The sequence below is a fragment of the Amycolatopsis sp. NPDC051061 genome (assembly GCF_040682935.1).
Classification (GTDB): domain Bacteria; phylum Actinomycetota; class Actinomycetes; order Mycobacteriales; family Pseudonocardiaceae; genus Amycolatopsis.
In genome coordinates, this window is sequence record NZ_JBFBBZ010000026.1 from 123,090 (window position 1) to 149,157 (window position 26,068).

General features: G+C 68.0%; 29 protein-coding genes and 3 pseudogenes. 18 read left to right on the forward strand and 14 right to left on the reverse strand.

The genetic code is table 11. From position 1 onward, the window contains the following. The first annotated feature begins 582 nt into the window (after positions 1–582). The 8 genes and pseudogenes from AB0N03_RS31340 to AB0N03_RS31375 all read left to right on the forward strand — a co-directional run bounded on the left by AB0N03_RS31340 (position 583) and on the right by AB0N03_RS31375 (position 8,813). Positions 583–1,797 (forward strand): family 16 glycosylhydrolase, encoded by a 1,215-nt coding sequence (locus tag AB0N03_RS31340; RefSeq protein ID WP_364378995.1) that lies wholly within the window; start codon positions 583–585, stop codon positions 1,795–1,797. Positions 1,798–1,971: 174 nt separating this feature from the next. Further along, the gene (locus AB0N03_RS31345; protein ID WP_364378912.1) at positions 1,972–3,264 is read left to right on the forward strand and encodes a S8 family peptidase; all 1,293 of its coding nucleotides are present in this window, start codon (positions 1,972–1,974) and stop codon (positions 3,262–3,264) included. A gap of 636 nt (positions 3,265–3,900) precedes the next feature. Next, complete coding sequence (locus tag AB0N03_RS31350; protein WP_364379001.1) at positions 3,901–4,098, forward strand: hypothetical protein; 198 nt, start codon at positions 3,901–3,903, stop codon at positions 4,096–4,098. A gap of 58 nt (positions 4,099–4,156) precedes the next feature. Then, a pseudogene (locus AB0N03_RS31355) lies at positions 4,157–4,336 on the forward strand (TetR-like C-terminal domain-containing protein); the annotation flags it as partial. Positions 4,337–4,752: 416 nt separating this feature from the next. Continuing rightward, a complete protein-coding gene (locus tag AB0N03_RS31360) occupies positions 4,753–6,081 on the forward strand; it encodes a hypothetical protein (protein WP_364378915.1) in 1,329 nt (442 codons plus the stop codon). A 218-nt stretch (positions 6,082–6,299) separates the two neighbouring features. Beyond that, positions 6,300–6,887 carry a superoxide dismutase family protein gene (locus AB0N03_RS31365; protein WP_364378918.1) on the forward strand — a complete coding sequence of 196 codons (588 nt, stop codon included), beginning with the start codon at positions 6,300–6,302 and terminating at the stop codon, positions 6,885–6,887. 430 nt (positions 6,888–7,317) lie between these two features. Continuing rightward, positions 7,318–7,584: a hypothetical protein gene (locus AB0N03_RS31370; protein WP_364378921.1), complete on the forward strand. Its 267-nt coding sequence runs from the start codon at positions 7,318–7,320 to the stop codon at positions 7,582–7,584. Further along, entirely contained in the window at positions 7,572–8,813 is a 1,242-nt protein-coding gene (locus tag AB0N03_RS31375) for a cation:proton antiporter (RefSeq protein WP_364378924.1), read from the forward strand. Before AB0N03_RS31370 ends, AB0N03_RS31375 begins: the two co-directional genes overlap by 13 nt. A gap of 178 nt (positions 8,814–8,991) precedes the next feature. Here AB0N03_RS31375 and AB0N03_RS31380 read toward each other — a convergent pair whose 3' ends face one another. Continuing rightward, the gene (locus AB0N03_RS31380) at positions 8,992–9,429 is read right to left on the reverse strand and encodes an SDR family oxidoreductase (RefSeq protein WP_364378927.1); all 438 of its coding nucleotides are present in this window, start codon (positions 9,427–9,429) and stop codon (positions 8,992–8,994) included. 193 nt (positions 9,430–9,622) lie between these two features. On the opposite strand from AB0N03_RS31380, the gene AB0N03_RS31385 reads away from it, so the two are divergent. Then, positions 9,623–10,303: an SAM-dependent methyltransferase gene (locus AB0N03_RS31385; RefSeq protein ID WP_364378930.1), complete on the forward strand. Its 681-nt coding sequence runs from the start codon at positions 9,623–9,625 to the stop codon at positions 10,301–10,303. A 292-nt stretch (positions 10,304–10,595) separates the two neighbouring features. On the opposite strand, the gene AB0N03_RS31390 is transcribed toward AB0N03_RS31385, so the two are convergent. After that, entirely contained in the window at positions 10,596–11,840 is a 1,245-nt protein-coding gene (locus AB0N03_RS31390; protein ID WP_364378932.1) for an MFS transporter, read from the reverse strand. Between the two features lie 256 nt (positions 11,841–12,096). Between AB0N03_RS31390 and AB0N03_RS31395 the strand changes: the two genes are divergently transcribed. The 6 genes and pseudogenes from AB0N03_RS31395 (at position 12,097) to AB0N03_RS31420 (ending at position 15,600) form a co-directional block, all read left to right on the forward strand. Continuing rightward, positions 12,097–12,555, forward strand: a complete 459-nt coding sequence (locus tag AB0N03_RS31395; RefSeq protein ID WP_364378935.1) for a hypothetical protein — start codon at positions 12,097–12,099, stop codon at positions 12,553–12,555. Between the two features lie 248 nt (positions 12,556–12,803). Continuing rightward, on the forward strand, positions 12,804–13,103 hold the full coding sequence (locus AB0N03_RS31400; RefSeq protein WP_364379003.1) for a hypothetical protein: 300 nt from the start codon (positions 12,804–12,806) through the stop codon (positions 13,101–13,103). Continuing rightward, positions 12,989–13,267: pseudogene (locus AB0N03_RS31405) on the forward strand (YcaO-like family protein); the annotation flags it as partial. The gene AB0N03_RS31400 and the pseudogene AB0N03_RS31405, both read left to right, overlap by 115 nt. A 136-nt stretch (positions 13,268–13,403) precedes the next feature. Then, a complete protein-coding gene (locus AB0N03_RS31410; RefSeq protein WP_364379006.1) occupies positions 13,404–13,673 on the forward strand; it encodes a hypothetical protein in 270 nt (89 codons plus the stop codon). A gap of 99 nt (positions 13,674–13,772) precedes the next feature. Further along, positions 13,773–13,982 carry a YcaO-like family protein gene (locus tag AB0N03_RS31415; RefSeq protein ID WP_364378998.1) on the forward strand — a complete coding sequence of 70 codons (210 nt, stop codon included), beginning with the start codon at positions 13,773–13,775 and terminating at the stop codon, positions 13,980–13,982. Positions 13,983–14,190: 208 nt separating this feature from the next. Continuing rightward, positions 14,191–15,600: a helix-turn-helix transcriptional regulator gene (locus AB0N03_RS31420; RefSeq protein WP_364378938.1), complete on the forward strand. Its 1,410-nt coding sequence runs from the start codon at positions 14,191–14,193 to the stop codon at positions 15,598–15,600. Between the two features lie 73 nt (positions 15,601–15,673). On the opposite strand, the gene AB0N03_RS31425 is transcribed toward AB0N03_RS31420, so the two are convergent. From AB0N03_RS31425 to AB0N03_RS31460, 8 genes and pseudogenes are all read right to left on the reverse strand, one after another. Then, positions 15,674–15,877, reverse strand: coding sequence for a hypothetical protein (locus AB0N03_RS31425; RefSeq protein WP_364378941.1), 204 nt, complete (start codon positions 15,875–15,877; stop codon positions 15,674–15,676). After that, positions 15,874–16,089, reverse strand: coding sequence for a hypothetical protein (locus tag AB0N03_RS31430; RefSeq protein ID WP_364378944.1), 216 nt, complete (start codon positions 16,087–16,089; stop codon positions 15,874–15,876). The genes AB0N03_RS31425 and AB0N03_RS31430 overlap by 4 nt, the downstream gene beginning before the upstream one ends. After that, entirely contained in the window at positions 16,086–16,493 is a 408-nt protein-coding gene (locus AB0N03_RS31435; protein ID WP_364378947.1) for a hypothetical protein, read from the reverse strand. The genes AB0N03_RS31430 and AB0N03_RS31435 overlap by 4 nt, the downstream gene beginning before the upstream one ends. Next, positions 16,494–16,745: pseudogene (locus AB0N03_RS31440) on the reverse strand (IS630 family transposase); the annotation flags it as partial. It lies immediately after the preceding gene. A 58-nt stretch (positions 16,746–16,803) separates the two neighbouring features. Continuing rightward, the gene (locus AB0N03_RS31445) at positions 16,804–17,214 is read right to left on the reverse strand and encodes an integrase core domain-containing protein (RefSeq protein ID WP_364378949.1); all 411 of its coding nucleotides are present in this window, start codon (positions 17,212–17,214) and stop codon (positions 16,804–16,806) included. After that, entirely contained in the window at positions 17,169–17,690 is a 522-nt protein-coding gene (locus AB0N03_RS31450; protein ID WP_364378952.1) for an IS3 family transposase, read from the reverse strand. Before AB0N03_RS31450 ends, AB0N03_RS31445 begins: the two co-directional genes overlap by 46 nt. Further along, positions 17,687–18,004, reverse strand: coding sequence for a transposase (locus AB0N03_RS31455; RefSeq protein ID WP_364378954.1), 318 nt, complete (start codon positions 18,002–18,004; stop codon positions 17,687–17,689). The genes AB0N03_RS31450 and AB0N03_RS31455 overlap by 4 nt, the downstream gene beginning before the upstream one ends. A 492-nt stretch (positions 18,005–18,496) precedes the next feature. Beyond that, positions 18,497–19,060, reverse strand: a complete 564-nt coding sequence (locus AB0N03_RS31460; RefSeq protein WP_364378957.1) for an NAD(P)H-dependent oxidoreductase — start codon at positions 19,058–19,060, stop codon at positions 18,497–18,499. A gap of 132 nt (positions 19,061–19,192) precedes the next feature. On the opposite strand from AB0N03_RS31460, the gene AB0N03_RS31465 reads away from it, so the two are divergent. The 3 genes from AB0N03_RS31465 to AB0N03_RS31475 all read left to right on the forward strand — a co-directional run bounded on the left by AB0N03_RS31465 (position 19,193) and on the right by AB0N03_RS31475 (position 21,553). Then, positions 19,193–19,882 (forward strand): polysaccharide deacetylase family protein, encoded by a 690-nt coding sequence (locus AB0N03_RS31465; RefSeq protein WP_364378960.1) that lies wholly within the window; start codon positions 19,193–19,195, stop codon positions 19,880–19,882. 59 nt (positions 19,883–19,941) lie between these two features. Then, the gene (locus AB0N03_RS31470) at positions 19,942–20,811 is read left to right on the forward strand and encodes a fumarylacetoacetate hydrolase family protein (protein ID WP_364378962.1); all 870 of its coding nucleotides are present in this window, start codon (positions 19,942–19,944) and stop codon (positions 20,809–20,811) included. A 61-nt stretch (positions 20,812–20,872) separates the two neighbouring features. Further along, on the forward strand, positions 20,873–21,553 hold the full coding sequence (locus AB0N03_RS31475) for a GntR family transcriptional regulator (protein WP_364378965.1): 681 nt from the start codon (positions 20,873–20,875) through the stop codon (positions 21,551–21,553). Positions 21,554–21,595: 42 nt separating this feature from the next. Here the strand turns inward: AB0N03_RS31475 and AB0N03_RS31480 are convergent, their stop codons facing one another. The 4 genes from AB0N03_RS31480 to AB0N03_RS31495 all read right to left on the reverse strand — a co-directional run bounded on the left by AB0N03_RS31480 (position 21,596) and on the right by AB0N03_RS31495 (position 25,811). Then, a complete protein-coding gene (locus tag AB0N03_RS31480) occupies positions 21,596–23,194 on the reverse strand; it encodes an ATP-dependent acyl-CoA ligase (RefSeq protein ID WP_364378968.1) in 1,599 nt (532 codons plus the stop codon). A 27-nt stretch (positions 23,195–23,221) separates the two neighbouring features. Next, positions 23,222–24,166, reverse strand: coding sequence for a fumarylacetoacetate hydrolase family protein (locus tag AB0N03_RS31485; protein ID WP_364378970.1), 945 nt, complete (start codon positions 24,164–24,166; stop codon positions 23,222–23,224). Positions 24,167–24,389: 223 nt separating this feature from the next. After that, positions 24,390–24,935, reverse strand: coding sequence for a VOC family protein (locus tag AB0N03_RS31490; RefSeq protein WP_364378973.1), 546 nt, complete (start codon positions 24,933–24,935; stop codon positions 24,390–24,392). Between the two features lie 738 nt (positions 24,936–25,673). Further along, complete coding sequence (locus AB0N03_RS31495; protein ID WP_364378976.1) at positions 25,674–25,811, reverse strand: hypothetical protein; 138 nt, start codon at positions 25,809–25,811, stop codon at positions 25,674–25,676. Positions 25,812–26,068: the final 257 nt, after the last annotated feature.

Genomic DNA, 26,068 nt, shown 5'->3' on the forward strand with positions numbered 1-26,068 from the left:
GCCAAGCGCGCACGTACATCTCCGCCCAGCCCTCCGGCGAAGCGGCCGGCGCGGGGGGGGCCCCCGCCCCCCCCGGCGGCCCCCCCCCCGGGCGGCGCGCCGGGGGCCCTGATGCGGGTGTGGGGCGACAACCCCCCCCCACACCACGGCGCAACCTTCCTCACCAGCCGACCGCCGGGCGCGGTCATCACACCGGGCCGCCGGATCTCGTCTTCGCCGCAGCGCTCGCTCTTCGTCGGTGTCACCGGCTGCCGCTCGCAGGTCGTTCGCGGTGATCAGGAGCGGCTCGGCACCACGCATTGGTGCATTCGGCCCTGCACGTTGCGGCGATCGGCCGCGAAGACCAGGGCAAGGATGCTGACCTTTGTCCTCTGCTCAGCCTCGCCCCGGACCTCTCCAGCCACCGAACGGCTACAGTCTCGACACGAAAGAGTCACGCTCACCAAACGCGGGACTGTACGCCATAGGGCGGCACGGACCTGAATCCTCTTCCCGATGCCGGCAGACTTGAGCGGCGGACAATTTCGTGACCTACACGCGCAATCACAGGCGCAATTTACTATCGCAAAAAAGGAATCGGCGATGTCTCATTGGCAGCGAAGAAAACGTTGGCCAGCACTGCTGGCCGCATGCCTCCTGCTGACGTTCGGACAAGTTTTGGCTCCGTCACCCGCCACCGCGGCGACCGTCTTCACGGATAACTTCGACGGCCCCGCGGGCGCCGCTGTCAACGGTTCGAAGTGGCAGTCGGAGACCGGCGACAACGTCAACAACCACGAACGGCAGTACTACACCTCGGGCACCGGCAACGCCCGGCTCGACGGCCAGGGACATCTGATCATCACCGCCAAGAAGGAAAACCCTGCGAATTATAATTGCTGGTACGGCCGCTGCGAATACACGTCGGCTCGACTGAACACCGCCGGCAAGTTCAGCCGGACCTACGGTCACTTCGAGACCCGCATGAAACTCCCGCGAGGACAGGGGATGTGGCCGGCGTTCTGGATGCTCGGCACCGACCTCGGCAGCGTCGGTTGGCCCAACAGCGGTGAAATCGACGTGATGGAGAACGTCGGATTCGAGCCGAACACCGTGCACGGCACCATTCACGGTCCCGGCTACTCCGGCTCAGGTGGCCTCGGCGCCGCCTACACCGGTCCGAACTTCTCCGACGGCTTCCACACCTACGCCGTCGATTGGTCGCCGAACCAGATCAAGTGGTACGTCGACGGCAATCTCTACAAGACGCGAACCCCGGCCGCTCTGAACGGCAGCCGCTGGATGTTCGACCACAACTTCTTCCTCATCCTGAACCTGGCTGTCGGCGGGGACTGGCCCGGAAATCCCACCAGCGGCACGCAGTTCCCACAGCAGTTGGTCGTCGATTACGTGCACGTGACCGATGGACCCAGCGGTCGCGTGGGCAGCGTCACCGGAAACGGGTCCAAATGCGTTGACGTCGACGGATCGAAACCCGCGAATGGCACCGCCATCCAGCTTTTCGACTGCAACGGCACCGGCGCGCAAGGGTGGACCGTGGGCGCCGACGGTACTCTTCGTGCGCTTGGCAGGTGCCTCGACGTGAAGAGTTCCGGAAACGCGGACGGGACACTGGTCCAACTCTTCGACTGCAACGGGACCGCTGCCCAGCAATGGGTGGTCACGCCGACGCATGACATCGTGAACCCGCAAGCAAACAAGTGCCTCGACGCGTCCGGCTGGGCGACGGCCAACGGCACCCGGCTCCAGATCTGGACCTGCACCGGCGGGGCCAACCAGAAATGGAACGCTCCCTGATCCATCCCACCCGTGGGTGCGTAGCAGCGTCTAGGCCTGCTACGCACCCATACCGGCATTGCCCCCTGGGCCCGCGTCCGGCGAGAAGCGCCCACATATACGCCAACGGCCGGGCGGAATCACTTGCGCCACCTCAGGACGGCCCGAACGTGCAGAGCCGGCTACCCAACGGACATGAACGTTCTTCACGTCTGGGTTGCTTCGCCAACCCGCCGCATCCTGGTGGCGCGCCGCCGCCACGGTGATCCTGACCGGCCGGTCCCCTACGAACGACAGGACGAACGAATGCGGAAGACGATGCGTAAACGCTCGGGCGCCAGAATCGGGCTGGTGGGCACGATCGCGCTCGCCATCGGCCTCATCGCGACCCCCGCGCAAGCCGCCGAAGGACGGATCCTCGCCGCGGGCTCGGCGACGGCGATTCCCGACAGCTACATCGTGAAGCTGCGGCACGCAGGTGACCCGGAGGCAGTGGCGAATCGCTTTGGCGCGAAAGTCGGTAAGGTCTATACCAATTCGCTGAAGGGCTTCTCCGCCACGCTGTCCGAACGGCAGGCCAAACGGCTCGCCGCGGACCCCGAAGTGGATTCGGTCGAACAGAACCAAGTTGTGCACGCGACGACGACGCAGGTCAACCCGCCGTCGTGGGGCCTGGACCGGATCGGGCAGCCCGGCCTACCGCTGAACCAGCGATACGAGTACACCACCACCGGCGCCGGGGTGAACGTCTACGTCATCGACACCGGCGTGCGGATCAGCCACCGCACCTTCGGCGGGCGTGCGCGCAACGGCTTCGACTTCATCGACAATGACACCGTCGCACAAGATGGCAACGGCCACGGCACGCACGTCGCGGGAACGATCGCCGGCGCGGAATACGGTATCGCCAAGGGCGCGACGATCTACGCCGTTCGCGTGCTCGACAACTCCGGCAGCGGCACCATCGCGGGGGTGATCGCGGGTGTCGACTGGGTCACCAAGAACCACACCAACCCGGCGGTGGCCAACCTGAGTCTCGGTGGCGGTATCTCCGACACCCTGGACAACGCCGTCCGCCAGTCGATCAACTCGGGTGTCACTTACGGCATCGCGGCCGGCAACGAATCCGCCGACAGCTCGAGCTCGTCCCCGGCCCGAGTGAGCGAGGCGATCACCGTCGGTTCGACGACCACCACCGACGTGCGGTCCGGCTTCTCGAACTTCGGCCCGGGGGTGGACGTCTTCGCGCCGGGCTCCGCCATCACGTCTTCTTCGAACGGCAGCGACACCGCGAGCGCCACTCTCAGCGGTACTTCGATGGCGACTCCGCACGTCGTCGGCATTGTGGCCCGCTACCTGCAGAACCACCGAACTGCGAAGCCGGCCGAAGTGGCCACCGCGATCACCAACGCGTCCGTGAAGAACAAGGTGACCGATCCCGGCCCCGGCTCTCCGAATCGGCTCCTTTTCTGGCTGCCGACGTCCTGACCCGGTGTGACACAGGTGAGGCCGCCCTTCTGGTTACGGAGGGCGGCCTCACCTGTGTCACCGGATCCGGTCCACGAGCGTGTGGCCGGTACCTGCGCGATGCTGCCGGACGCAATCACCACGGTCTGGCCGCAGACGATCACCCAGACCTCATCTGTACACAATGGGCGAGCCGGGGTGGTCCCGGTGGTCACCTGCAACGTTCCGGGTAGGACCTATGCAGACGCGTCACCTTCGAGGTCCAGATGCAGACCCGTCCGCCCGGGACGGTGGCAGGCTTCGCATCGGTCAGCGGGAGCAGCACCACAGAGTGCCGAGATGAGGTTCCGACGAAGCCAGCCGGAAATGAACGCTTCGTCCACATAAGCGGCGGCGACCTGGCTCACACTCGAAGTTCCGCGAGGTCACCGACTACTGCGTACGATGCGTTCATATGTCGCCCCCAAGGAGGACAAAGGTGACCCGCGAAGAACCCCTCGTCCCGGTGCGGCGAGGCCGGGGACAACGTCCTGCCGCCCAAGTCCGGGCGGAGGTCCTGGACGCCGCCGGCCGGCTCTTGCTCGATGAGGGCATGGCGGCGTTCACGATGGAACGCGTCGCGGCGGCGTCCGGGGCGAGCAAGGTGACGCTCTACAAGTGGTGGCAGTCGAAGGGCGCGCGCTGGCGCTCGACGGATACCGCCACGCCGTCGAACACCGGCTCGATGTCGCCGACACCGGCGACATCGAAGCCGATTTGCGGACCCAGGTGCGCTCGTTCGTCGAGGTGCTTCGCGGTCCCGCCGGACGAGCCATCGCCGAACTGATCGGCCAGCCCAGACCGATCCCGAACTGACCGCGGCCTTCCGCGAGGTGTACTCCGGCCCCCGCCGCGCGCGCTCGCCGTCGACCGGGCGCGGACCCGGGGCCAGATCCGCGCCGACGTGGACCCCGAAACCGTGGTCGACCAGGTGTGGGGAGCGGGCTACCACCGTCTGCTGATCCCCGACCAGCCGCTGACCGAGGACTTCGCCGACAGCCTGATGCGGCACCTGCAGCGGGGTATCAGGTCGCGTCCGGATGAGCGCGGCTGAGGTCTTCGCACCCACCCCGCCCCAGGCCGGACCACTCGTCCCGATTTTACCGGATTTACGTCGGACAGCTTCGGCATCGAAGTGGTAAACGGTTTTCGGCACCGCCCGAAACCGAACTCCGGAAAAGTCCGGACCTGCGGGCAGGCGACCGCCTTTGACCACGGGGGCATCGTCTCACCTGGCGAGCGCCCACTCTGCGAAACACGAGGCGGATAAGAGGAGATTAGCCAGGCGCCATGCCCGAATGGGCACGCTTCCCACCGATATCGCAAAAGGTGAACCTTGGCGAGTTCCACTCTCGTTTGGAGAATATCCGGCTCTCGTCGAGGTGACGGAGTCAGCCCAGAAGGGAAGTGAGAATGTTTCGTATTCGAACGGCTTTACTGGCTACTCTGGCTTCAGCCAGTGTTGTCGCGGTGACCGCTTGCAATGCGTCGGGAGAGGACACCACGGCCAAGCCGGCGCCCGGCACCGGAGCCAGCTCGGAGGTGGCGCTCGCCGACTTCAAGGTGGGCACAGCCCGCGCGAACAGCGCTCCGGACAACACCGGCGATTTCGCCGCTCCGGGCACGGACCCCACGGACTGGGTCGAACTGGACGCGGGATCGGCCAGCGCCCTGAACCCGGTGGTGCTGAACGCGAAAGGCTTCGTCCTCTACCGCTTCGACAAGGACAGCACGAAGCCACCAACGTCCAATTGCAACGGTGACTGCGCCAAGACGTGGCCGCCGGTTACGCTGAAACCCGGCGGCAAGATCTTCCTCAACGGCGTCGACCGCGACGCCGTCGGCTTCCTGAAGCGCCAGGACGGCAGCACGCAGATCACTCTCGGCGGTTGGGCGCTGTACCGCTTCAGCGGTGACGCGCAGCCGGGGCAGACCAAGGGGCAGGGCGTCGGCGGCACCTGGTTCGGCGTGACCCCGGACGGCGGCAAGACGCAGGCGTCGCCGACGGGGACCGATCAGGCGACCGGCGTCGATTACAAGACCGGCACTGCCAAGGAAAACGGCGCGGACATGACCGCCGGCGACAACTTCAAGGGCCAGCGCACCGACGACGCGGCGATGAAGTGGATCCAGCTCACCCGGGGATCGGCCGGCGGGCTCAACCCGATCGTGAACGACGGCGCCGGGATGACGCTGTACCGCTTCGACAAGGACAGCGCGAAGCCGCCGACGTCCACCTGCAACGGTGACTGCGCCACCAAGTGGCCGCCAGTCTTCGTGAAGCCGGGCTCGCGCATCTTCGTCAACGGCGTGTCCACCGCGACGGTCGGCATCGTCACCCGGGCCGACGGACGCCGGCAGGTGACCATCGGCGGCTGGCCGGTGTACCGGTTCAGCGGCGACAGCAAGCCCGGGGACGTCAAGGGCCAGGGGGTGGGCGGCACGTGGTTCGCCGTGTCGCCCACCGGGACCAAGGTGACCGCACAGCCGGCGGCGCCTCCGGCGGCCCCCACGTCCGCGCCGGCCACCGATGTCCGGCTCGGCAACGGCTCCGCGACCATCGACTCCGGCAAGAACTTCACGGAACCGAACGGCTCTGCCGGCGTGCGCGGTCCCGGGTGCGTCGCGGTTCCCCTGCCCCAGCTCGCGGTGTCCATTGTCCTGGTCGGCGGCCCGGTGAAGCTCTGGAAGGGCCCGAATTGCACCGGGGAATCGGCCGTCATTACCGGCAGCGTGGCCGATCTCGGCACGATCGGGTTCGAGAAGCAGGTCGCCTCGATCCGCTTCGGGGACAAGTAGCCGATGCCCGCCCGCGGCAGGCAGGTTGCCGCGGGCGGGTGACCGCGGGGTAAATCGATTGGCCGAAAGTACGCGGAATCGACCGTTTCGCTGGCAGCCAGCGCAATCAAGGCAGCGCGGTTGGCTCGATTTCCTCCACCTGTTATCGTGCCGGCACTCTCATGTGATCATCGACGTGGTCCGGTTTATCGCGCCGGCACAAAACATGGAGGAACGATATGACCAACAAAATTGCTTTCGCCGCGGGCGTGACGCTCGCCATCTGCGCGGTGGCCGGCTGCTCGCAAGAACGGCCGGGCGCCCCGCAGGCGACCACCGCCGTCGCGCCGCTCGCGAACGCGAAGTTCGGCAACCCGGCCACCGCCGGCGCACAGCCGGGAGCGGTGACCTACGACGCGAAGGTGGTTCCCGTGGGTGCGGAAGCTTCAGTCACAGCGTCGGTCACGGGTGGGAAGACGACGATCAGCCTGGACGTGCACAGCCTCCCGCCGAACCACGCCTTCGGAGCCCACGTGCACACCACGGCGTGCGGCCCGAAGCCCGCCGACTCGGGGCCGCACTACCAGAACCAGAAGGATCCCGTCAGCCCTTCGGTGGACCCCGCGTTCGCGAACGCGCAGAACGAAGTGTGGCTCGACCTCGTCACCGACGACAGCGGTGACGCCTCCGCGTCCGCCTCGGCCGACTGGACCTTCCGCCCGCACCAGGCCAACGCGGTGGTCATCCACGCGAGCCACACGCACACCGAGCCAGGCAAAGCGGGTACCGCAGGCGACCGTCTGGCTTGCATTGACGCCACGTTCTGACGCCGGCTCAACTGGTGAGGGGGCCGGCCCACGTCCTGCGCTCCGAACAACCCGGCGGTGGGCCCGCCACCGGCGGCGGCCTCGGCTGCGGAGCGAGCCGCGGACTTCGATTCAGTACCGCTCGAAGTGCTGACTCAGGCCCCGTGCAGCGTCGTTACGCTGTCCGCGACGTTGCAGAGGATCCCGGAGCGCTGGTAGAGGCGGTTTAGCGCACGTGACACGACGGTGTGCGGGACCTCCGGCCGAGCGCCGTCGCGCCGAACAGCACCCGGCGGCCGCGGCTGGGGCGAACCTGAGCCGCTCGCGGATGTTGCGCCACCAGTAGGTCGCTTCCAGCTGTTCGCCTGTCGCCGGCTGAACGACCACGTGCTGTTCGCAACGGCGGTACCGCGCGACCGATCGGTGGCCGGCTTCCTACCAGAATGATCGCGTGACTCAACTGCTCGTAGTGCTGGTCAGTGGCTTGGCGGTGATCGCCGCCGCGGCCGTGCTCGGCCCACGCCTCGGGGTCGCGGCGCCGCTGGTCCTCGTGGTCGCCGGCGTCGGCGCGAGCTTCCTGCCGCCGCTCGCCGCGGTCGACATCCACCTGTCCGGGATCCTGCCGCCGCTGCTCTATTCGTCCGCGGTCGCCATGCCGGCGATGAACTTCCGGCGCGGATTCGGGCGATCGGCGGGTTGTCGGTTTTGCTCGTCGTAGCCAGCTCGCTGATCCTCGGGGCGCTCTTCGCCCTCGTCATCCCCGGGCTGAGCTTCGCCTGGGGCGTCGCGCTCGGGGCCGTCGTCAGCCCGACCGACGCGGTGGCGACCTCGATCATCCGGCGGACCGCGGTGTCCAAACGGGTCGTGGTGATGCTGGAAAGCGAGAGCCTCCTCAACGACGCCACGGCGCTCGTCCTGCTCCGCACCGCCATCGTCGCCATCGCCGCGTCGTTCTCCTTTTGGGGTGCGCTCGGCACTTTCGCGTACGCGGCGGCAGTGGCGGTGCTGGTCGGCTGGCTCACCGGCCGGTTGGCCCTCCTGATCCGCCGCCGCATCACCGACTCGACGGTCAACACCGTCATCTCGTTCGCCGTACCGTTCGCGGCGTCGGTGCCGGCCGAAGAGCTCCACGCCTCCGGGCTCGTGGCGGCGGTGGTCGCGGGCCTGGTCACCGGCATCCGCGCACCACGCGATCTGTCCGCTCGCGACCGGCTCTCGGACTCGCAGAACTGGCGGACCGTCGAACTCGTCCTCGAGGGCGCCGTGTTTCTGACCATGGGATTGCAGATCCGGGCGATCATCGCCGGGGTCTCACACGACGACGCCGGTGTCGGATCGGCCGTGCTCGTCGCGGTCGGCGCCCTGATCCTGACCGTGGCGGTCCGTGCCGCTTACGTCGCGCCCCTGCTGGGCTTTCTGTGCCTGGGCAGGCGGCGCCACCAGGTGATGCAGGGCCGGATGACGGACATCCAGCAGCGGTTGACGACGCCGGAGGGACAGGAGGAGGCGTTCGCGGAAGTCAATCCGCGGGGGCGGAAGCGCGCGGCGACCCAGCGTGAGCTCGACTGGTTCTCCTCCCGGATCACCGGGTTCTCGCCGACATCGAATACTTCCGCCGCGTCCCGCTCGCTGGCGCGAGGGTGCCACGGTGGTCTGGGCGGACATGCGCGGCGCGGTGACGGTGGCCGCGGTGCAGACGCTGCCCGCGGACACGCCTCAGCGGTCGGTGCTCGTGCTCGTGGCGTTCGCGGTCGCGACGCTTTCTCTGCTCCTCCAAGGCGGGACGATCGGTGCGTTGCTGCGGGTGCTCGCGAGTCCGTCGCCGGATCCGGAGGTCGCCGACGAGCAGGCCGAGGCCGACCGGGTGCGGCTGCTCGAGGTGTTGCGGCGGGCCGGGGACAGTGTCCCGGGGCCGGTTCAGCCCGAGGGCGCGCCAGCGAGCGATGATCCGGCGGCGACCGGCCGCCGCCGGCTGGCTGTGCTCGAGGCGCAACGCGCGGCTCTGCTGGACGCGCGCGACGGCGGCAGCTTCGAGGCGGACGCGCTGGCGGAGGCGCTGGTGAACATCGACGCCGCACAGCTCGCGATCGAGGTGCGGATGCGCCCCTTCGACCGACGGTCCCCGTCACCCCTGCAGTGGCACGACCTCGCCGTCCGACAGATCGAGGAGGTCGTCGAGACCGGCTACGAGGCTCTCCGGGGTCAGCTGCGGGTCGCCGGTACCGCGGCTGCCGACGACTGCGAGCCGGGAAACCCGTCCACCGGAGGCCCGGAGCGTCTCGCCGGTCGACCGGCACGCCGGGTGCGCGAGGTACAGGGCGACCGGTGCCACCAGCTCGGCCGGCATGGTCTGCCGCATCGCTTCGACGACTTCGGGGTCCACCGAGGCCGCGGTGGCGTCCGTCATCCTCGTGCTCGCGGCTGGGGCGATGGCGTTGACCGCGATCCCGCGCTCGGCTCCGGCGACCGCCAGGTTGCGGGTCAACCCGAAGACGCCGCCCTTGGCCGTGCCATAGTGGGTCACGTCCGGGGCACCCCAGACGGCCGCGGAAATCTTGTTCACAACGCGTCCCTCGACGGTGGCACAACTACATGACCCAGCTGCTACCGGACTGGAGAGATTCGACCTGATCGGCAAGACGATCGACCCGGCCAACCGAAGGCGCGAGCTGATCACCATCGCCGATGGGGGCCGGCAACTCCTCGACGGGGGACGCGAGTCCTTCGCGCGCATCGACCGGGAGACGCGGCGGATCATGGGTGACGAGGGCTTCGCCCTGCTGGTCACCCTGTCGCGGCGCCTCGACGACGGTTCATCCATGAAGAAGCTCAGAATTCCGGCATCCATCGCGGGCAGCGCGGTGGCCACAGCGGCGATGCGCGCAGTCGAGGGCAGCCGCCCGGACGCGCTGTTCGACAATCCGCTCGCGCAGCTCGTCGTCACCCTGGCCGACGAGGTGCCCGATGACGACCTCGACTACCTTGCGGACGGCGTGAACACGACTTCGCTCTTGACCCGGATGATGGTTGACTACGTCATGGTCCGCAGCCACTTCTTCGATACCCACCTCCGGGCGGCCGCGACAGCCGGGGTCCGTCAGATCGTCCTCATCGGATCAGGTCTCGACGGCCGGGCCTTCCGGATGGATTGGCCGCCGGGCACGCGGATCTTCGAGATCGACAGCGCCGAGATCCACGCCTTCAAGGACGAGCTGCTCGCCCGTGCCCGGCTGCCGCCGACCGCCGACCGCGTCAAGGTCATCGGCGATGCGACGGGCGAGTGGCGTGACGCACTGGCGGCGGCCGGCTTCGACGACACCCAGCCGTCGTCCTGGCTCCTCGAAGGGCTGCTGTTCTACCTGGACCCGCCGCTCGTGCGACGACGTCGTCGGGGAGATCGCCGCCGGTGGGGCGCCCCTTATCTTCCTGACAGGTGACTACGCGCTTTCGACCCCGCACGAGCGAGCGGATTTCGTCGCCCGGAACCGGACCGAGACGGAAGCGCCCGGGGACGCGAGCATCGTCAGCGACGGGATCCTGCCGCACACCGCACTGGGCCCCGGCGTACCCCCGGCACGCTGGCCGCCGCCGGCGACGTGGGACGTCACGCAGTCGACGTTCGCCGCGCACGAGAACTCCCTCGGCAGGCTGGTACCCGATCACTGGCAGCCTGGCCGGGGCGGGGAGGACATGTGGATGTTCCACGCCGTCCGCCGGGCCGAGTGAGACTCACGCCGGTGTTCGCGACCTTCGGACGTTGACCGCCAGAACTGCGTTCAGCAATGCCGTCACCGCCATGATCGCGCAGGTGCCCAGGACAATGCGGCTCGACGGGAACTGCAGCGCCGCGAGCGCTCCGCCGTAGGCGGGGCCGATGATCCCGCCGAAGCGACCGAGAGCGATGGTCCAGCCGACCGCGGTGGTCTGCAGCGGAGCGGAGTACCTCGACACGGCAGCGGCGGTGAGACCGTTGACCGTGGCGATCAGGCACAACCCGACACCGCCCAGCAGGGCCAGCAGGCCGATGCCGCCCGGGCGCGCTTGCGCGATGACGAGCAGGAAGAGCGCGCCGATCGCCGCGGTCACGACGATGGCGTCCGCGGCCCGGAACCGCGTGGTCACCAGGACCAGGATGGCGCCGCCGATCGTTCCGCCGAGGCCGAAGGCGGCGATTCCCGCCGGAGCTCCGGCCGGGCTCGTGCCGTAGTCCACCAGGAGCACCGGCGCCCAGGTCGTCACCACCCCGATCGACGTGATGACCAGCAAGGAGATCGCCCACAGCAGGAGCGTCACCGAACGGCGTCCACGCGCGAACAGGAGGCGGACCGAGGCCGTGTCCCGGCCACGCTTCCGGTGACCGGAGCCGGCCGGCTCCCGGACCCCCCACCACAACACGGGAAGGAGCAGCACGGGAAGGGCCGCCGCCACCCACAGCACGGACTCCCAGCCGAAAGACCGGATCAGGCCACCGGCGGTGCTCCCCGCCACGGTCGGCCCCACCCCGAGGCCCAGGCTGACAATCGCGGTGATCATCTCCCGGCGCCGCAGCGGCCCGTGGTCCACCGCCAGCGAGGTCATCGGCGGCACGATGAGCCCCAGCCCCAGCCCGGTCAGCAGTCTCGTCGCGGAGAGCACGGGCAAGGTGGCGGTGGTGGCGGCCCACGCCGATCCGGCCGCTACGACCACCGTGCCCGCCAGGATCACCGCGCGGCGTCCCAGGCGTGCACTGGCCCAGCCCGAGCCAAGGTAGCCGGCCACCGTCCCGGCGGCGGTGAGGACGAGCGGGAGCGTGAACCCGGCGGCATCGACCCCCCACTCGCGGACGAGGGTGGGAACGACCACGTTGAGCGTCACCCCCGCGAAACCGTCGAGGAAGACCACCAAGAAGCCGAGGACCGGCACCCGCCACCGGATACTTCCGCCGCCGGGGACCACCGAACGGCCCGGGTCCGGTGAGGACGGGTCCGCGGTCATCGCCCGGTCCTTCGCGCGGCCGCGCACGGTGGTCGCCGCACCCCTCACCCACTCCCGTGGTTCTCGCGTCGGGCGGAACACACTGCTCGCCGGACTGCCGTCGCAGTCCGGTCCATATCGGCCGTGGCCGGCTTCGGAGCCCCTCGGACTCCGCATCCCATAAGGATCCGCGTGGGTCCGGGGAAAGCCAGGACCCACCATATCGCCGGCTCGTCGCTGCCGCCCGGGCGGCAGCTGGTAGCCCAGCCGATCGAGGATGCCGGGACCCGATTCGCCGTCGCCCGCCCGCGTGGATCGGCGGGCGGTGACGGCGCCCGGAGCAAGAAAGCGACATCGACATTCCCAGGCCGGAAACGCCGGCTGCACGGTCCGCCGGGCCGAGCGGTTCGACTTACAGACCGGGCCGGCCGGCGCCGACGTGGTCTTCGCGGCGTTCGACCACCCCGCGAAAGACGAGCTGCTGGCGCTCGACGAGCGGTACTCGGACATGATCCCGTGGGTGCGCCTGCGCACGCACGGCTCTCGCGCATACCTGGGTCCGGCGGTGACCCCTGGAGCGACGGTGGGCTTCCGCGACCTGCTCGGCCACCGCCGGGCGGCGACGCGCACACCGGAAGAGGACACCGCCTTCTGGGCGCAGCGCCCCGACGATTCTCTTGCCGAAGACGAGCTGCAATGGATCACCAAGTCCGCATCGGCCGTTTTCGCATCGTGACTGGAAGCGGGAACCGGCCATTCCGAGATCGACAACACCGAAGTCGAGTTCGATTCGGTGAACCGCACGGTCGAACGCCATCCAGTGCTTCCGCTACCGGATCGGAAAGCGCCGACAACACCGGTCGGCGATTTCCCGGATGGCCTCGTCGACCCGCAAGCCGGGTCGTTCTCGAAGTCAGCGATGTATCCGCCGAGGAAACGCTGATCCCGAAAGACCTGAACCTGGCCGTCGCCGAGGTCGCCGACATGCGACGCCTGCTCGACTGGCCGAACGACCGGCGGGCGTTCGGGCCCTCCTGGGACGGTCCGGCGGGTGCGCACGCCGCCGCGATCGGCGAGGCCGTCGAACGGTACTGCGGCAACTGGCCCGGGCCGCACACCCGCATCGTCGCGACGACCTACGACGCTCTCGCGCGGCCGGCGAAACCGCTGTGCATCCCGGCAAGCTCGCGCTGTACTCCCCTCGGCAGCACGCGACCCGCGGGTTCCCCTTCGCCCCGTTCCGCCGCGACAGCAAAGCCGCGTGGGTGCTCGGCAGGTCGGTGACCCGCGACCGGCCGGTCTGAGTGCCGGCTTTCCTGGCCTTCGTCGACTGGCACCGCCACCGTCCGGACGAGCCCCGGTACTGCTACCCGAACCTGACCGGTGTCGCCGCTGGAACGTCGCTGGACTCGGCGACCGTGTCCGGACTCGAAGAGGTGATCGAACGCGACACGAGCATGACCTGGTGGAGCCACCGCGTCGCGTTGCCGCCGGTTTCGCTCCCACCGGACGTCTGGTCGCGGATGCACACCTCTGGCACCCGGTTCGAACCGCGCGTGCTCGCGCTGCCCCAACGTGTTCGGCGTGCCGATCGCCGCGGGGCTGGTGCGCGACCGCGAGACGGGCTGGGTGACCATCGGCACCGCGGTCCGCCCGGTCTTCGTGGACGCGGCGTTCAAGGCGGTGGCCGAGGCATACAGCCTGCAGACCTCTTGCCGTTCGCTGGACGACGAGCAGACCTATGCCCGGATCGTCGGGCGAACGTGCAGAGCGCCCGGAACCTCAAGCAGTGGCGAGCGGACCGCGCCTACCTCGCGAGCTACCGCGAAGACTTCCACGACGGGGTCGACCTGATGTGCCAGCTGCAGGCGAACCTCGACCCGCGGGCGACGCGGCACGTCGCGGATCGGGTCTGGGACGGACGCGCCACCGCAGGCGGAGCCGGCCGCCCGGCTGGCCGACCGTTCCCTCGCCGCGCTGCGGGCGAAGGTCGAGGCACAGGGCTTCGAAGTCATCCGCGTCGACTTGACGACCTTCGACATGGCTGCTGCGGGCGTGCACGTGGTCCGGGCGGTGGTTCCCGGCCTGGTGGCCAACTTCCCCGCCACGATCCCGATGTGGGGCCGGGAGCGCATCAGCCGGGCCGGTGCCGCGCTCGGCTAGGAGACCGCCCCGCTGGACGAAGACGAGCTGAGCACCTCCCCATGCCCCACGCTTGAACCGCGTGCGGCGACCACGCCTTCATCCACCTTTCGGGTGAGTCGGGATTGCGCCTGTCGGTCGTGCGACGATGAGATGACACTCCACGGTGCGTGGTCAGGGCTCCTGAACAGGTGATGCGGGACGACACCCGGAGGCGAACGGAGGCGCGGTGGCGACAGCGGAAAAGCCCGAAGACGCTGCGGCCGCGCTCACCGCCTTGGAAGCAGCACGGGTGGAGCGGGCCCGGCTCAGCGAACTGGGTCGCTGGAGCGAGGCCGACGAAGCGGCCATGAACACCTTGCGCGACGTGCTGGCCATCGCGTCTCCCGACATCGTCGGGCCCGATCTCGGCGGGCTGGTCTACGTCGCGGGCAGCCCACGTCCGGGCCCGCAGACCGCCGGCCGGAACGGTCACTCGGTACCGGCCGAACGCTTGATCGCCACGTGCGCGATGCTGCTGGTGAACCGCGGCTCCGATCGGCAGACCGCGGTCGAGATGGTGCACAAGGCGTTGAAGTCGTTCACCTGGCGAGATCTCGGCACCTTCTGGTACAGCATGCTCACCCTTGCCTACGCCGATGAAGGGGAGACTGCGCTACACCACCTCGAGCGCGCCCGGACACGCGCCGGCTGGGGCGAATCATCGGCGATCGTCGTCCTGCGCGCCCGGATCACCGCCCTGGGCGGCCGGCCGGAGGCGGCCATCCGGATCTGCGAGGACTTCCTCCGCAGCGCTGTCCAAGACCAGTTCACCGAGGTCGCCGCTGCCTGGACCATCGACGCGCTGGTCGACCTCGGCGAACTCGACCGCGCCGAGGTGCTCGTCCACGACCACGGGTTCCAGGGCGACCTGGCCGGTGTCGTGGACCGGGCCGAAGTCTTGGCGGCGCGCGGTGCCCTGCGCCAGGCCGCCGGCCGCGCCGAGGCGGCGTATCACGACTTCATCGCCTGCGGGAGCGAATTCGCCGGTTGGGGCGTGACCAACCCCGCCGTGATCCCGTGGCAGTCACACGCGGCGCTGTGCGCGACCGCCTCCGGCCGGAAGACCCTCGCCGCCCTCCTCGCGGAACGGGAGCTCGACCAAGCTCGTCGTTGGGGGACCCCGAGAGCGATCGGGACCGCGCTGCGGGCGTCCGCCCACGTTTCCGCCGGCGAGGCGGGCACGGCTGTCCTGCAGGAGGCGGTCGGGCTGCTCGCCCGCAGTGGCGCACACAGCACCCTGATGCGCGCGCAGTACGAACTCGGCGTGCGGCTGGGTCTTCAGGAACAGCACGCAGCCGCCATGGCCGCCATGCTGGACTCGCGGGAAACCGCCCGGTCGACGGACCATAAGCCGTGGGCGACGCGCTTGGACCGGGCGATCGGGCGCTGCGACGCCCACCCCCGCACGAGCACGAAGCTGACTCCGCGGGAACGCGAGGTCGTCAACCTCGCGCGTTCCGGTCTCGTCAACGCCGAGATCGCCGATTCCCTGCACCTGACCGAGTCGACGATCGAATACCACCTCTCCAACGTCTACCGGAAGCTGGGGATGTCCGGCCGCACCGACCTCCGGGACATCCAGATCCCGGTGTTCTGACCGGCGTGCCCCGTCACCTGGCCGTCGGCGCTCACCGCCTCTTCGACGTTCACGTCATCGACGTGGAACGTCCTCAGTCCGCCGCGGAGGCGAACCGGCGGTCCCGGCCGGCCTTGCGGGCCCGCGCGCCGAGGACTCCGGCGAACACCATGACGGCCAAGCCGCACGCGCTGGGCACGGTGAGCGCGGCGCGGGCGCCGAACGTGTCGGCGAGCACGCCGACCACCGCGGAGCCGACGCCGTAGCCGACGGGCAGGCTGGTCCACACCCACGTCATCCCCCCTCAGTCAGCGACTCGGCAGGCACGAACTGGTTGACCAGGTCGAACCCGTTGGCCACGGCCGGCCCCATGCCCAGACCCTTGGCCACCGCGCACAGCAGCAGGATCGCCGGGCTCGACGCGACGAAGTACACTAGCGGCAGCAGGCCGAACTGGTGGTACCGCAGCCGAGCTGACCGCGGTCCCCGCTCGAGGGTGGCTCGCTTCACGGCGCTCCGGGATCCAGCGCGGCGAACGCGCGGCGGATCAACTCGGGTTCGCCCGCAGCCAGCGCCGCCGTCCCCAGGTCGCCCGGCGGCATGTCGACGGTCACGACGACATCGGCGGGCAACCGCCCGCCCGGCACGCCGGAGAAGTCGCGCGCGGTGATCCGCACCAGGTCCTGCACCGGAACCGGCAGCCCCAGTCCGGCCAGCCGCGCGCCTTCGACGGAGAACGCGGCGCGGAAGACTTCGGCGGTCTCCTCCGCGCGCACCCGTCCATCCTCGACGGTCTCGCCGTAGCCCACGATCTCTACCGCCGGTACCGCGGCGCCGCGGCGGACCCGCCACGCCGCCGACCTCGCCACCTGACGGGCGGCCCGGGCCACCTGGGCGGTAACGCCGCCGGGCACCTAGTAGATCGTCGCGGCTAACCCTTGGGGGTATAAGTGGCGGAGTTTGACGCGTGCGTCGTCGGTGGTGAACTGCCAGCGGACCTGGCGCCGTTCGGTGTTGATGGTGCGTTGCCAGGCGGCGAGTTCGGCGTTGAGGGTGTCGAGGTCGTCGATGCGGCGGTCGAGGCATTGCCGGGTCAGTGCGGAGAGTTCGATCTCGGCGATGTTGAGCCAGGATCCGTGTTTGGGGGTGTGGTGGATCTCGAGACGCTGAGCCAGGGCGAAGTGAGGCGCCCCGACATTTCCGGACAGCTTTCCTGTACCTAATTCATGCTGCAAGCTGTCGGCTCAGGTACTCGTTGTGGACCTCTAATGGGGTCTTGTAGTCGAGACCTGAGTGGAGACGTTGTCGATTATAGAAGCCTTCAATGTATTTGACAACCTCCTGTCGTGCCTGTGCGCGCATGGTGAACGTCATGCGATTTGTCCACTCGTTCTTCAAGGTGCCGAAGAAGGACTCGGCCATGGCGTTGTCCCAGCAGACTCCGGTGCGTCCGACGGATTGCCGCATGCCTTTGCCGGCGAGCGTGGTGGCGAATTCGTAGGACGTGTAGTTGGCGCCGCGATCGGAATGGAAGATGCATCCTGGATGGATGTCGATGGTGTCGGCCGCGGAATCCAGGGCAGTGATGATCAGCGATGTTTTGTAGTGATCGGCCATGGCCCAGCCGACCACCATTTTCGAGTAGCAGTCGATGACCGTGGCCAGGTAGACCCACCCCTCGTTGGTGGCGAGGTGATGTCCGCCACCCACAGCTCGTTCACGTGTGTCGCCGTGAAGTCACGTTTCACCAGGTCAGCGGGCCTACCGGTCTCCGCTGCCGGTCGTGTTGTGCGCGGCGACTTGTCGCGCAGCAGGCCACGCAGCCCGCTCTCGCGCATGAGCCGCTCGACGGTGCACCGGGCCACGTCGATGCCGTGGCGGTGCAGCTCGGCCCAGACCTTCCTGGCTCCGTAGACGCCGTAGTTGTCCTCGTGCACCTGCTCGATCTTGTCGGTCAGCACCCGGTCGGATGCCGCGCGGGCGGACTCGGGACGGCTCTTGGCGGCGTAGTAGGTCGACGATGCGATCTCGGCGGGCGTCTGCTCGAGCGCCTGCAGGACCGGCTGGACACCGTGTTCTTCCCGCTGGGAGTCGACGAACTCGACCTTCATCGCGACGGACGGTCCAGCTCCGCTGCAAAGAAACTGGCCGCTGACCTCAAGATCTGGTTCGCCCGCCGCAGCTCACGGTTCTCCCGCTCCAGCTGCGCCATCCGCTCCGCGTCACCGCTGGTGATGCCCGGCCGGTCGCCGGCATCGATCTCCGCGCGTTTGACCCAGGTCCGCAGCGCCTCGGGGTGGATTCCGAGCTGTTCGGCGACCCGCTTGATCGCACCGGTCGCAGACGCCGGTTCCCGGCGGGCCTCTACGGCCATCCGGGTCGCCCGCTCACGCAGCTCATCGGGGTACTTCTTCGGTGGGGCCATCGCTCCTCATCATCCAGGCTTGATGGACTCCATCAAACCCGGAACGGAACAGGTCGCGACCCAGGCCCACCCGTAGCGCCGCTCACCTTGGACCCGGCAACCGAACAGGTCTGCCACCGCCGTTTCTGTTTCAGGTGCGTGGTGGCCACGGCGTCGGCGCGCAGTCTGATCGCTGGCGCCAGTTCGTGGTGAAAGCACACCCGACGCGCAGCACGTAGCCGATCTCGTTGTCCTGCAGGAAGGTGCGCAGTTCGCCGGATCGGCCGTAGACCTCGTCGCCTGCGCACCAGGGCGGTATGGTCCGGTCGGTGGCGGCGTCGGCGAGTTGGCTTCATGCCAAGCCGACCAGGACTGGAACGACGACATCTCGGCCGCACTGGCCGGGCTCGCCCGCGAGCACCAGCCGAAGCGGTGATGATCGAATCCCGCTGGGTGGGGAGATTGACCGGCTGATCACGGATAAGTGCCGGCAGTCGGAGACCAGCCGCCAGTTCAGCCGCGGACCGTCTGGAGTGCGTCGGCCCACGACTCGAGCTGGTCGAACAGGACTTCGGCGGCATCCTCGTGCTGGGGCCCAGGCGTGAATACGGAGAAGTTCTCGAAGTCTGTGAAAACCGAGAACGAGACCTGCTGGCGGACGTGTGCGATCTGCAGTTCGCTGCAGATCGCGCGGAGGTGTTCGATCGCCCGGACGCCTCCAAGGGTGCCGTAGGAGACGAAGGCCGCTGCCTTGTTGTGCCACTCGGCGTACAGGTAGTCGATCGCGTTCTTCAGCACACCCGAGGTGGAGTGGTTGTATTCCGGGCTGACGAAGATGAACCCGTCATATGAGGCGATCGTCGCGGCCCATGCCTTGGTGTGCTCGCCCGAGTACTGCCCCAGGGCCGGCGAGAGGGGCTCGTCCAGATGCGGCAGCGGATAGTCCGCCAAGTCCACCAACTCGTACTTTGCGCCGGTGCGGACGGCTGACTTCTCGAGTACCCAGTCGGCCACGGCCTTGCCATTGCGGCCGGGCCGTGTGCTGCCGAGGATGATCGCGATCTTCAGGTCGCTCATGGTGCGTTCTCTCCTTGCTGGGGGCTACCGACGAAGGGTAGCAGGAAAATCTCTAGATTTCCTTGTTATTGCAACTATACGATAGTAATCTCGATAATACGAGCAACGTCGAGAAGCCTTGTGGAGGTCCCCATGTCCGGCGAAGCGATCGACCGCAGACGAGTGACGCTCACGTTCGACAACGGGCCGACCCCGGGCGTCACCGACAAGGTGCTCGAGGTGCTGGCGGCCCATCGGACTCCCGCCACGTTCTTCGTGGTCGGCACCCAGCTGCAGCAGCCGGGTGGCCTGGCCCTTGCGCGGCGGGCTGTGGCGGAGGGTCACCGAATCGGCCATCACACGGCAACCCACGCGCTCCAACTCGGCGCCGCCGAGGATCCCGAAGCGGCTGTGGCCGCGGAGATCACCGCCATCGAGCACGACATCGACGCGTTGGCCGGAACCAGCGAAACAGAAGGCGAGCGGCTGTTCCGGCCCAACGCCGCGGGCGGCGTCCTAGACAAGCGTGTGTTCAGCCCGCAGGCCGTGCGGTACCTGCGGCAGCACCGCTACACGTGCGTCCTGTGGAACTGCCTGCCGCGCGACTGGGAGAACACCACGAGCTGGGTGGACCGCGCTCTGGCGGACGTCGCCCGCACCGACTGGTCCGTCGTGGTCGTGCACGACATGGACACCGGGGCGATGGACCGGTTGCCGGCGTTCCTCGACGGACTGGCCGCGATGGACGTCGAGATCGTCCCCGAGTTCCCCGACTCCTGCCTCCCGATCAAGGAAGGCCGACTGCAGCATTCTCTAGCCCACCTCACCAGCGGTGACGGGTGATCAGGGACGAGACGCCGTCTCGGCATCGACTTACGACACACCTACAGCGGGAGTTGCCCATGCGTATCGCCAACGTCGACGGTCGTCTGACCCTCCTCGTCGCCGACGGCCCCGTGGATGTCGCCGACGCGAGCGACGGCCGGTTCGGCCCGGATCCGCAGGCTGCCTACGAATCGTTCGACGAACTGCGGCGATGGGCGGAGGGGCAAGGCGAGCCGGCCCCCGCTGGATCCGAAGTGAGCATGTGCGACTCGCGGCTTCTGGGCCCGGTGGCCCCCGCTCCCCATCAGGTCTTCGCCATCGGCCTCAACTACCGGGACCACGCCGCCGAGGGGGGCGTCACTGACCTGCCGGATGAGCCGACCGTCTTCGCCAAGTACCCCAGCTCGTTCTCCGGACCTGTCACCGACGTGCCGTTGCCCGCCGGATCCGTCGACTGGGAGGTCGAGCTGGTGGCGGTCGTCTCGCGCACCGCGCGCGGCGTGGACCCCGTCCGGGCGTGGGATCACGTGGCCGGCCTGACCGCAGGCCAGGACCTGTCCGAACGGCAGCTGCAGCTGCGTGGGCCGGTGCCGCAGTTCAGCCTGGCCAAGTCGCATCTCGGCTTCTCCCCGACCGGGCCGGTGCTTGTCACGCCCGACGAGCTGCCCGATGCGGACGACCTGGAGATCGGCTGCGCCGTCAACGGTGAACAGATGCAGAAGGCGCGGACGTCCAGCCTGATCTACTCGGTCCCGCAACTGGTGGCGTACTTGTCCACGATCGTCACCCTGTACCCGGGAGACGTGATCTTCACGGGCACACCGTCGGGAGTCGGAGCGGGCCGCACGCCTCCGCGCTACCTGGGGCCAGGCGATGAGCTGCGCAGCTGGGTCGAAGGGATCGGCGAGCTCAGGCAGCGATTTGTGCCGGCCGGCGTGGGAACCTGATCCGGTCCGTGTTCGCCCCCATATCTCGAGATAATCCCATAATCCTTAGGTAGCATGAGACATGCCCAGCCGCATCTCGACGACCCGATCCGAACTCGTCTACGAGGAAGTCCGCAAGGAGATCCTCCGTGGCGCGCTCCCGCCCGGCTCCCGGCTGCGTTTCGTCGAGCTGGCCGACCGCTTCACCGTCAGCCAGTCGGTGGTGCGCGAGGCGCTGATGCGCCTCGCCGAGCAAGGCCTGGCCGTCGCCCTGCCGCAGCAGGGCTTTCGAGTTCGCACGCTGAACCTGGCCGACCTCAACGAGATTACCGAGGCGCGGGTCGAGATCGAGAGCTTGGTGGTGCGTCGCGCGATCGCGCGCGGCGACCTCCAGTGGGAGTCGTCGGTGATCGCCGCACACCACACCCTCGCCCGTACCCCGGCCATGACGGAGGCCGGGGAGATCAACGATGACTGGGTCGACGCGCATGAGGCGTTCCACCACGCGACCTTGCAAGGCTGCGGGAACGGAACGCTCCTGTCCATCGCGACGTCCTTGCGCGAAACGGCGTCGCTCTACCGGTGGTGGTCCGGGTCGATGGCCCCGGACGCTGACCGCGACGTCGCGCTGGAGCACCGCCAGATCCTCGATGCCGTGGTGGCTCGCGACGAGATGAACGCGGCGTGCCTGGTCGCGCAGCACATCCAGCGCACCACCGACGCGCTGAACGAGGCGGCCACCCGGCTCGCAGTCCCCAGCTGACCTCCCGGTCCGACCGAGAGCCGTCCGGCTGGACGGTACCCGTCAGGCGATGTCGGTATTCAGGGCTTCTCGATCCCATGATCCCGCGGTACCGACCCCACGCAGAACGTACTTCTGTACACGCTCGGTGGCGGTCTTCGGCAGCTGATCCACGTAGCGCACGTATCTCGGCACCATGAACGGTGCCATGCGCTCGCCGCAGAATGCCACGAGCTGCGCGGGATCGAGGTGGTCGGCGCCGGGCTTCGGCACAGCCACGATCAGGACGTCCTCCTCGCCGAGCGGAGAGGGCACACCGATCGCCGCACACTCGGCGACGGACGGATGAGCGTTGACGATCTGTTCGACCTCATAGGAGGAGATGTTCTCGCCGCGGCGGCGGATCGAGTCCTTGAGCCGGTCGAGGTAGACGAAATAGCCGTCAGGATCGCGTCTTCCGCGGTCCCCGGAGTGGAACCAGCCAAGGGTCATGGCGGCCTGAGTCGCGGCGCTGTTCTTGAAATAGCCGTGGAACAGGACATCCGGCCGCTTGCTCCGGATCACTATCTCACCGGGCTCACCGTCGGCCGCTTCGGTTCCGTCGCTCCTCAAGACCCGCACCTCCGACCAGCTCGTTGGCAGGCCGAGCTTCCCGACCCGGATGTCGTCGGGTGGGCTGCCCAGGCAGAACGTGGCCGTCTCCGTGAGTCCGTAGATCTCCAGGAGCCGCAGGCCGAAGCGCTTCTCGAAGGCGGGCCACAACGCCTCCGGTGCGGCCCCGCCGACAGCCAGGCGCACCCGGTTGTCCGCGTCGGCCGTCTGCTCGGGTTGCTTGGCGATCATCGTGAGCATCGCGCCGATGTAGTTGAACACCGTTGCTCCAGTGCGGCGCAGGTCCTCGAGGAATCCGGACGCGCTGAACCGCGGAGCCAGCACCATCGGCCGCCCGGAGACGAGGGAACCGCAGGTGGTCAGCATCTGCGCGTTCACGTGGAACAGCGGGAGACTCGTGTACAGGACGTCATCGCCGCGGACCCGCACACAGCGCTGCGTGAACTCGTACGCCGCGGTGGCGTAAGCGTTGTGACAGTTCAGGACGCCCTTGGGCGGTCCTGTTGTGCCCGACGTGTACAGAACCGATGCCGGCTCGTCGGATGAGACAGCGGGCAGCCGGGGAGCGGCGTATGAGCCGGCAAGGAAATGGCTGAGGGATGCCCATCCCGGAAACGCTGTACCGCGAACGAAACAAAACGCCGGGGTGGCGCCCTCCGGCAGCGCGGCGCGCAAGGTCGCCACGACGGACTCGTCGACGACGATCACCTGTGGTTCACAGTGCTCGACGACGTAGCGGAGACCATCACCCTTCAAACCCATGTTCACCGGCACGAACACCGCGCCGAGAAGGGCCGCTCCGAACCAGATGTCGAGGAATTCCAGGCAATTGGGGAGCATGATCGCGACCCGGTCCCCACGACCGACGCCCGCCGTGGCCAGGGACGCCGCGGCCTGCTCCGCCCTGGCCCGCATCTGACCGTAAGAGACCGACTCGTCCCCGAACCCGACGAACCGATCGTCGGGATTCGCCTCCGCCCTTGCCGTGAGCAGAGCAGGTACGGTCGTGAGTGTCAAGGCGTCACCGATATACATGCGTCCGTCTTTCATGTCGGCTTCTGCGAAACGTCGACGGCTTCACGCCCTTCGGTGCAACTCCCGAATGGGGGGTGGCTCGGCAAGGCGGTTGACGATCCGCCCGAGACCCTCGACTTCGAGGGTTACTTCGTCGCCGACGACGAGCCATGGGTATTCTTCCAGGCTTTTCGTCGCGGACAGCTCGAGAATGCAGCCGGTGCCCACTGTGCCCGACGCGATGTGATCGCCTGGCTTTACCCAGGTTCCGCGAGTCGAATACGCTACAAGCTCGGCGAAGCTCCAGTACATGTCCGACAGATTCCCCTTGCTGTACTGCCGACCATTGACGGACGCCTTCATCTCGAGATCGAACGAGTTGCCCTTCCGAAAGGGTTCGAGCTCGTCCTTGGTGACGAGAAACGGGCCCGTGGTCATCGCCCAGTCCTTCGTCTTGAACGGACCGACCTGGAACTTCACCTCATAACCCTGGATATCGCGCGCGCTCCAGTCGTTGAAGACGCAGTAACCGACGATCAGATCTTCCGCCTCGGCGACATCGACGTTGGTTCCCTCCCTGCCTACGATCGCGGTTACTTCGAGTTCGTAGTCCAGCCACTGCGAACCGGCAGCGGCCGAGATCGGTGCACCGGATCCGGTCAGCCCGTGCGGGTTGGTGAAGTACACCATCGGGTGCTCGTACCAATTGTCGAAGTCGAACGGCAGGTGGAGGGCAGCGAACCCCTCGCGCAGATGCGCTTCGAACGAAGCGGAGTCTCGGATCGACGGCGGCTGAGGGATCGGCGCGCACAATTCGACATCCTCGACCAGGACAACCTCGCGGGGATCGTTCACTGCCCTTTCGCCTGCCGCCACCAATGCCGAGCCGTCGTCGCCGAGGAGACCGAGAAGGCTTACTCCCTGCTCGAGGCCGAAGATCCGGTCGTCGACGATCAGCCCGGCACGGTGGGCACGGGTCACGGGAGAAATATAGGTGGCCCACTTCATGACGTCTCTCATTCTGGCGGTACAACCTGGGACCGCACGCACGCGTCTACCCGGGGGAGGGGAGGCGATCGGAGCTTGCGTCGCCGGCCCATCAGATGATGGCTCATGGATCACCTTCAGGCCGGCGACGGCGCGATTGTAACTATCAGAGCCGAAGCGGCCAGCCACCAACGCGGGCTATGGCTGTGCTTCGCCCAGTGGCGGCGCCGCCCGCTCGGTACGGCTATTTGTTCGTCTGAGCGCGCCAAGCGTTGTTGCTGGCGTGGTCGCCGGCGAGCCAGCGAGCGAGGTCGGCGTGCGCCGTGCGGAGCCGTTCGGCGTTGATCTGTTCCACATCGGGATGGTCGACGGCGAACTCGAGTTGCAGCCCGTTGGGATCCACGGTGTAGAGCGAAACGCAGTAGCCGTGGTTGACCACGAAAGTAGTCGGCTCCGCGTAGCCGGCCTCTGCGAGGCGCTCGCGGATGGCGTCCTGGGTCTCCTGCTCCACCTTCAAGGCGACGTGGCGGATCGGGGTGGGGTGGATCTCGGTGTTGAATCCCCGCTGGGCCTCGGGGTCGGCCATCTGGAAGAAGGCCAGGGCACTGCCGTCGGCCAGGCCGTAGAAGGTGTGGGACAGGGCGTACTCGGTCCCGTTGATCTCTTCGATCTCCGTCCAGGTGGCAATCAGGGGTAGGCCGATCACGTCTTCGTAGAAGCGCCGGTTGGCTTCCTGGTCGTCGACTGTCCAGCCGTAGTGGTGCAGGCGGAGCGGTAGTTGCGTGCCCATGGAATGACCTCCGTTGGTCTGGCGCGAAGGGGTTGCTGTAGCTGGACTTGCTTAATCGGGACGCCTTAATCGGGACGCGAGCCGTGGAAGCCGGCGCTGTTCTGAGCACCGGTCGCGGTCGGTCCGTCCGGAAGCGCCGGCAGCTGTGGTGTCCGGATCATGCGGGCCGCGCTCGAACGCGCCGACCGTCCAGCCCACGCGATTCTCTGGCGAGTGGTCACCTAGCGCGCTCATGTAAGCCATACGGCTTGAGGTACCGAGCCACAGCCGGATTGAACACCTGCCAGTCGTGCGGCCCCTGCCGGCGCAGAGGCGCAACGAGCGCTCGCCTGCCGCCTGAAACTGGTACCGGCCGGTGCGCCGATCCTAGGCTCGGCAGCGGTGGCGGTCGAGTTGTGCCCAATCCGGACGGTCCTCCGCCGCAGCCGACAGCGCGAGGATCCGGCCACCCGGCTGCCGCTATGGGGAGCCGAACTCGTTGAACGTAACAGCGGGCCGGGCCACCAGCATCTCCCGCACTGTGTCAGTGACATCCGAGGTCGATCCGCTGCCGGTCGTGAGCATCGCGGCCCCGCGACCGGCTTTGTCGTCAGACATCGGCAACCTCCGTGTGCATGTGGCACCTGGCTCTACCCACAACTTTAAGCTAAAATATCGAGAAGTCAAGAGATTCTCTAGAATTTCGCTCGGCGTGACAGGCGGTGAACGAGGAGAGAAGGCCGGGGCGATGCCGATCTATCAATCCGGCCAGATCGCGCGCGCCGCACCACGGCGCCGTCCAGCCGCGGGCCGCACGTTGCCGGGAAGATGCACCTCGGCGGCGATCACATCTTTGTGCACGTCCAGACCGGCGGCTCGGTGCACGATCCGCTCCACGGCCTCGCCTCCTCGGTCGGGCTGTCCGGGAGGGCCTCGCGTTACGGAGTCTGAGGAGCGCGCTCGCGCCGGCAGTTCACGGCGCCCAAGACCCTCACGTCTAGTACTCCAGCCGCACTTCGTGATTGTTGGCAGTTCTTCGCTGGTAGTGGGCTTGCCGGGCGCGGTATTGATGGCGTCGGCGCCAGTGTGACCAGGCCCAGGTCGCGAGGCGGTCGAACGGGGTGGTGATCAGGTGTGCCAGGAGACGCTTGACC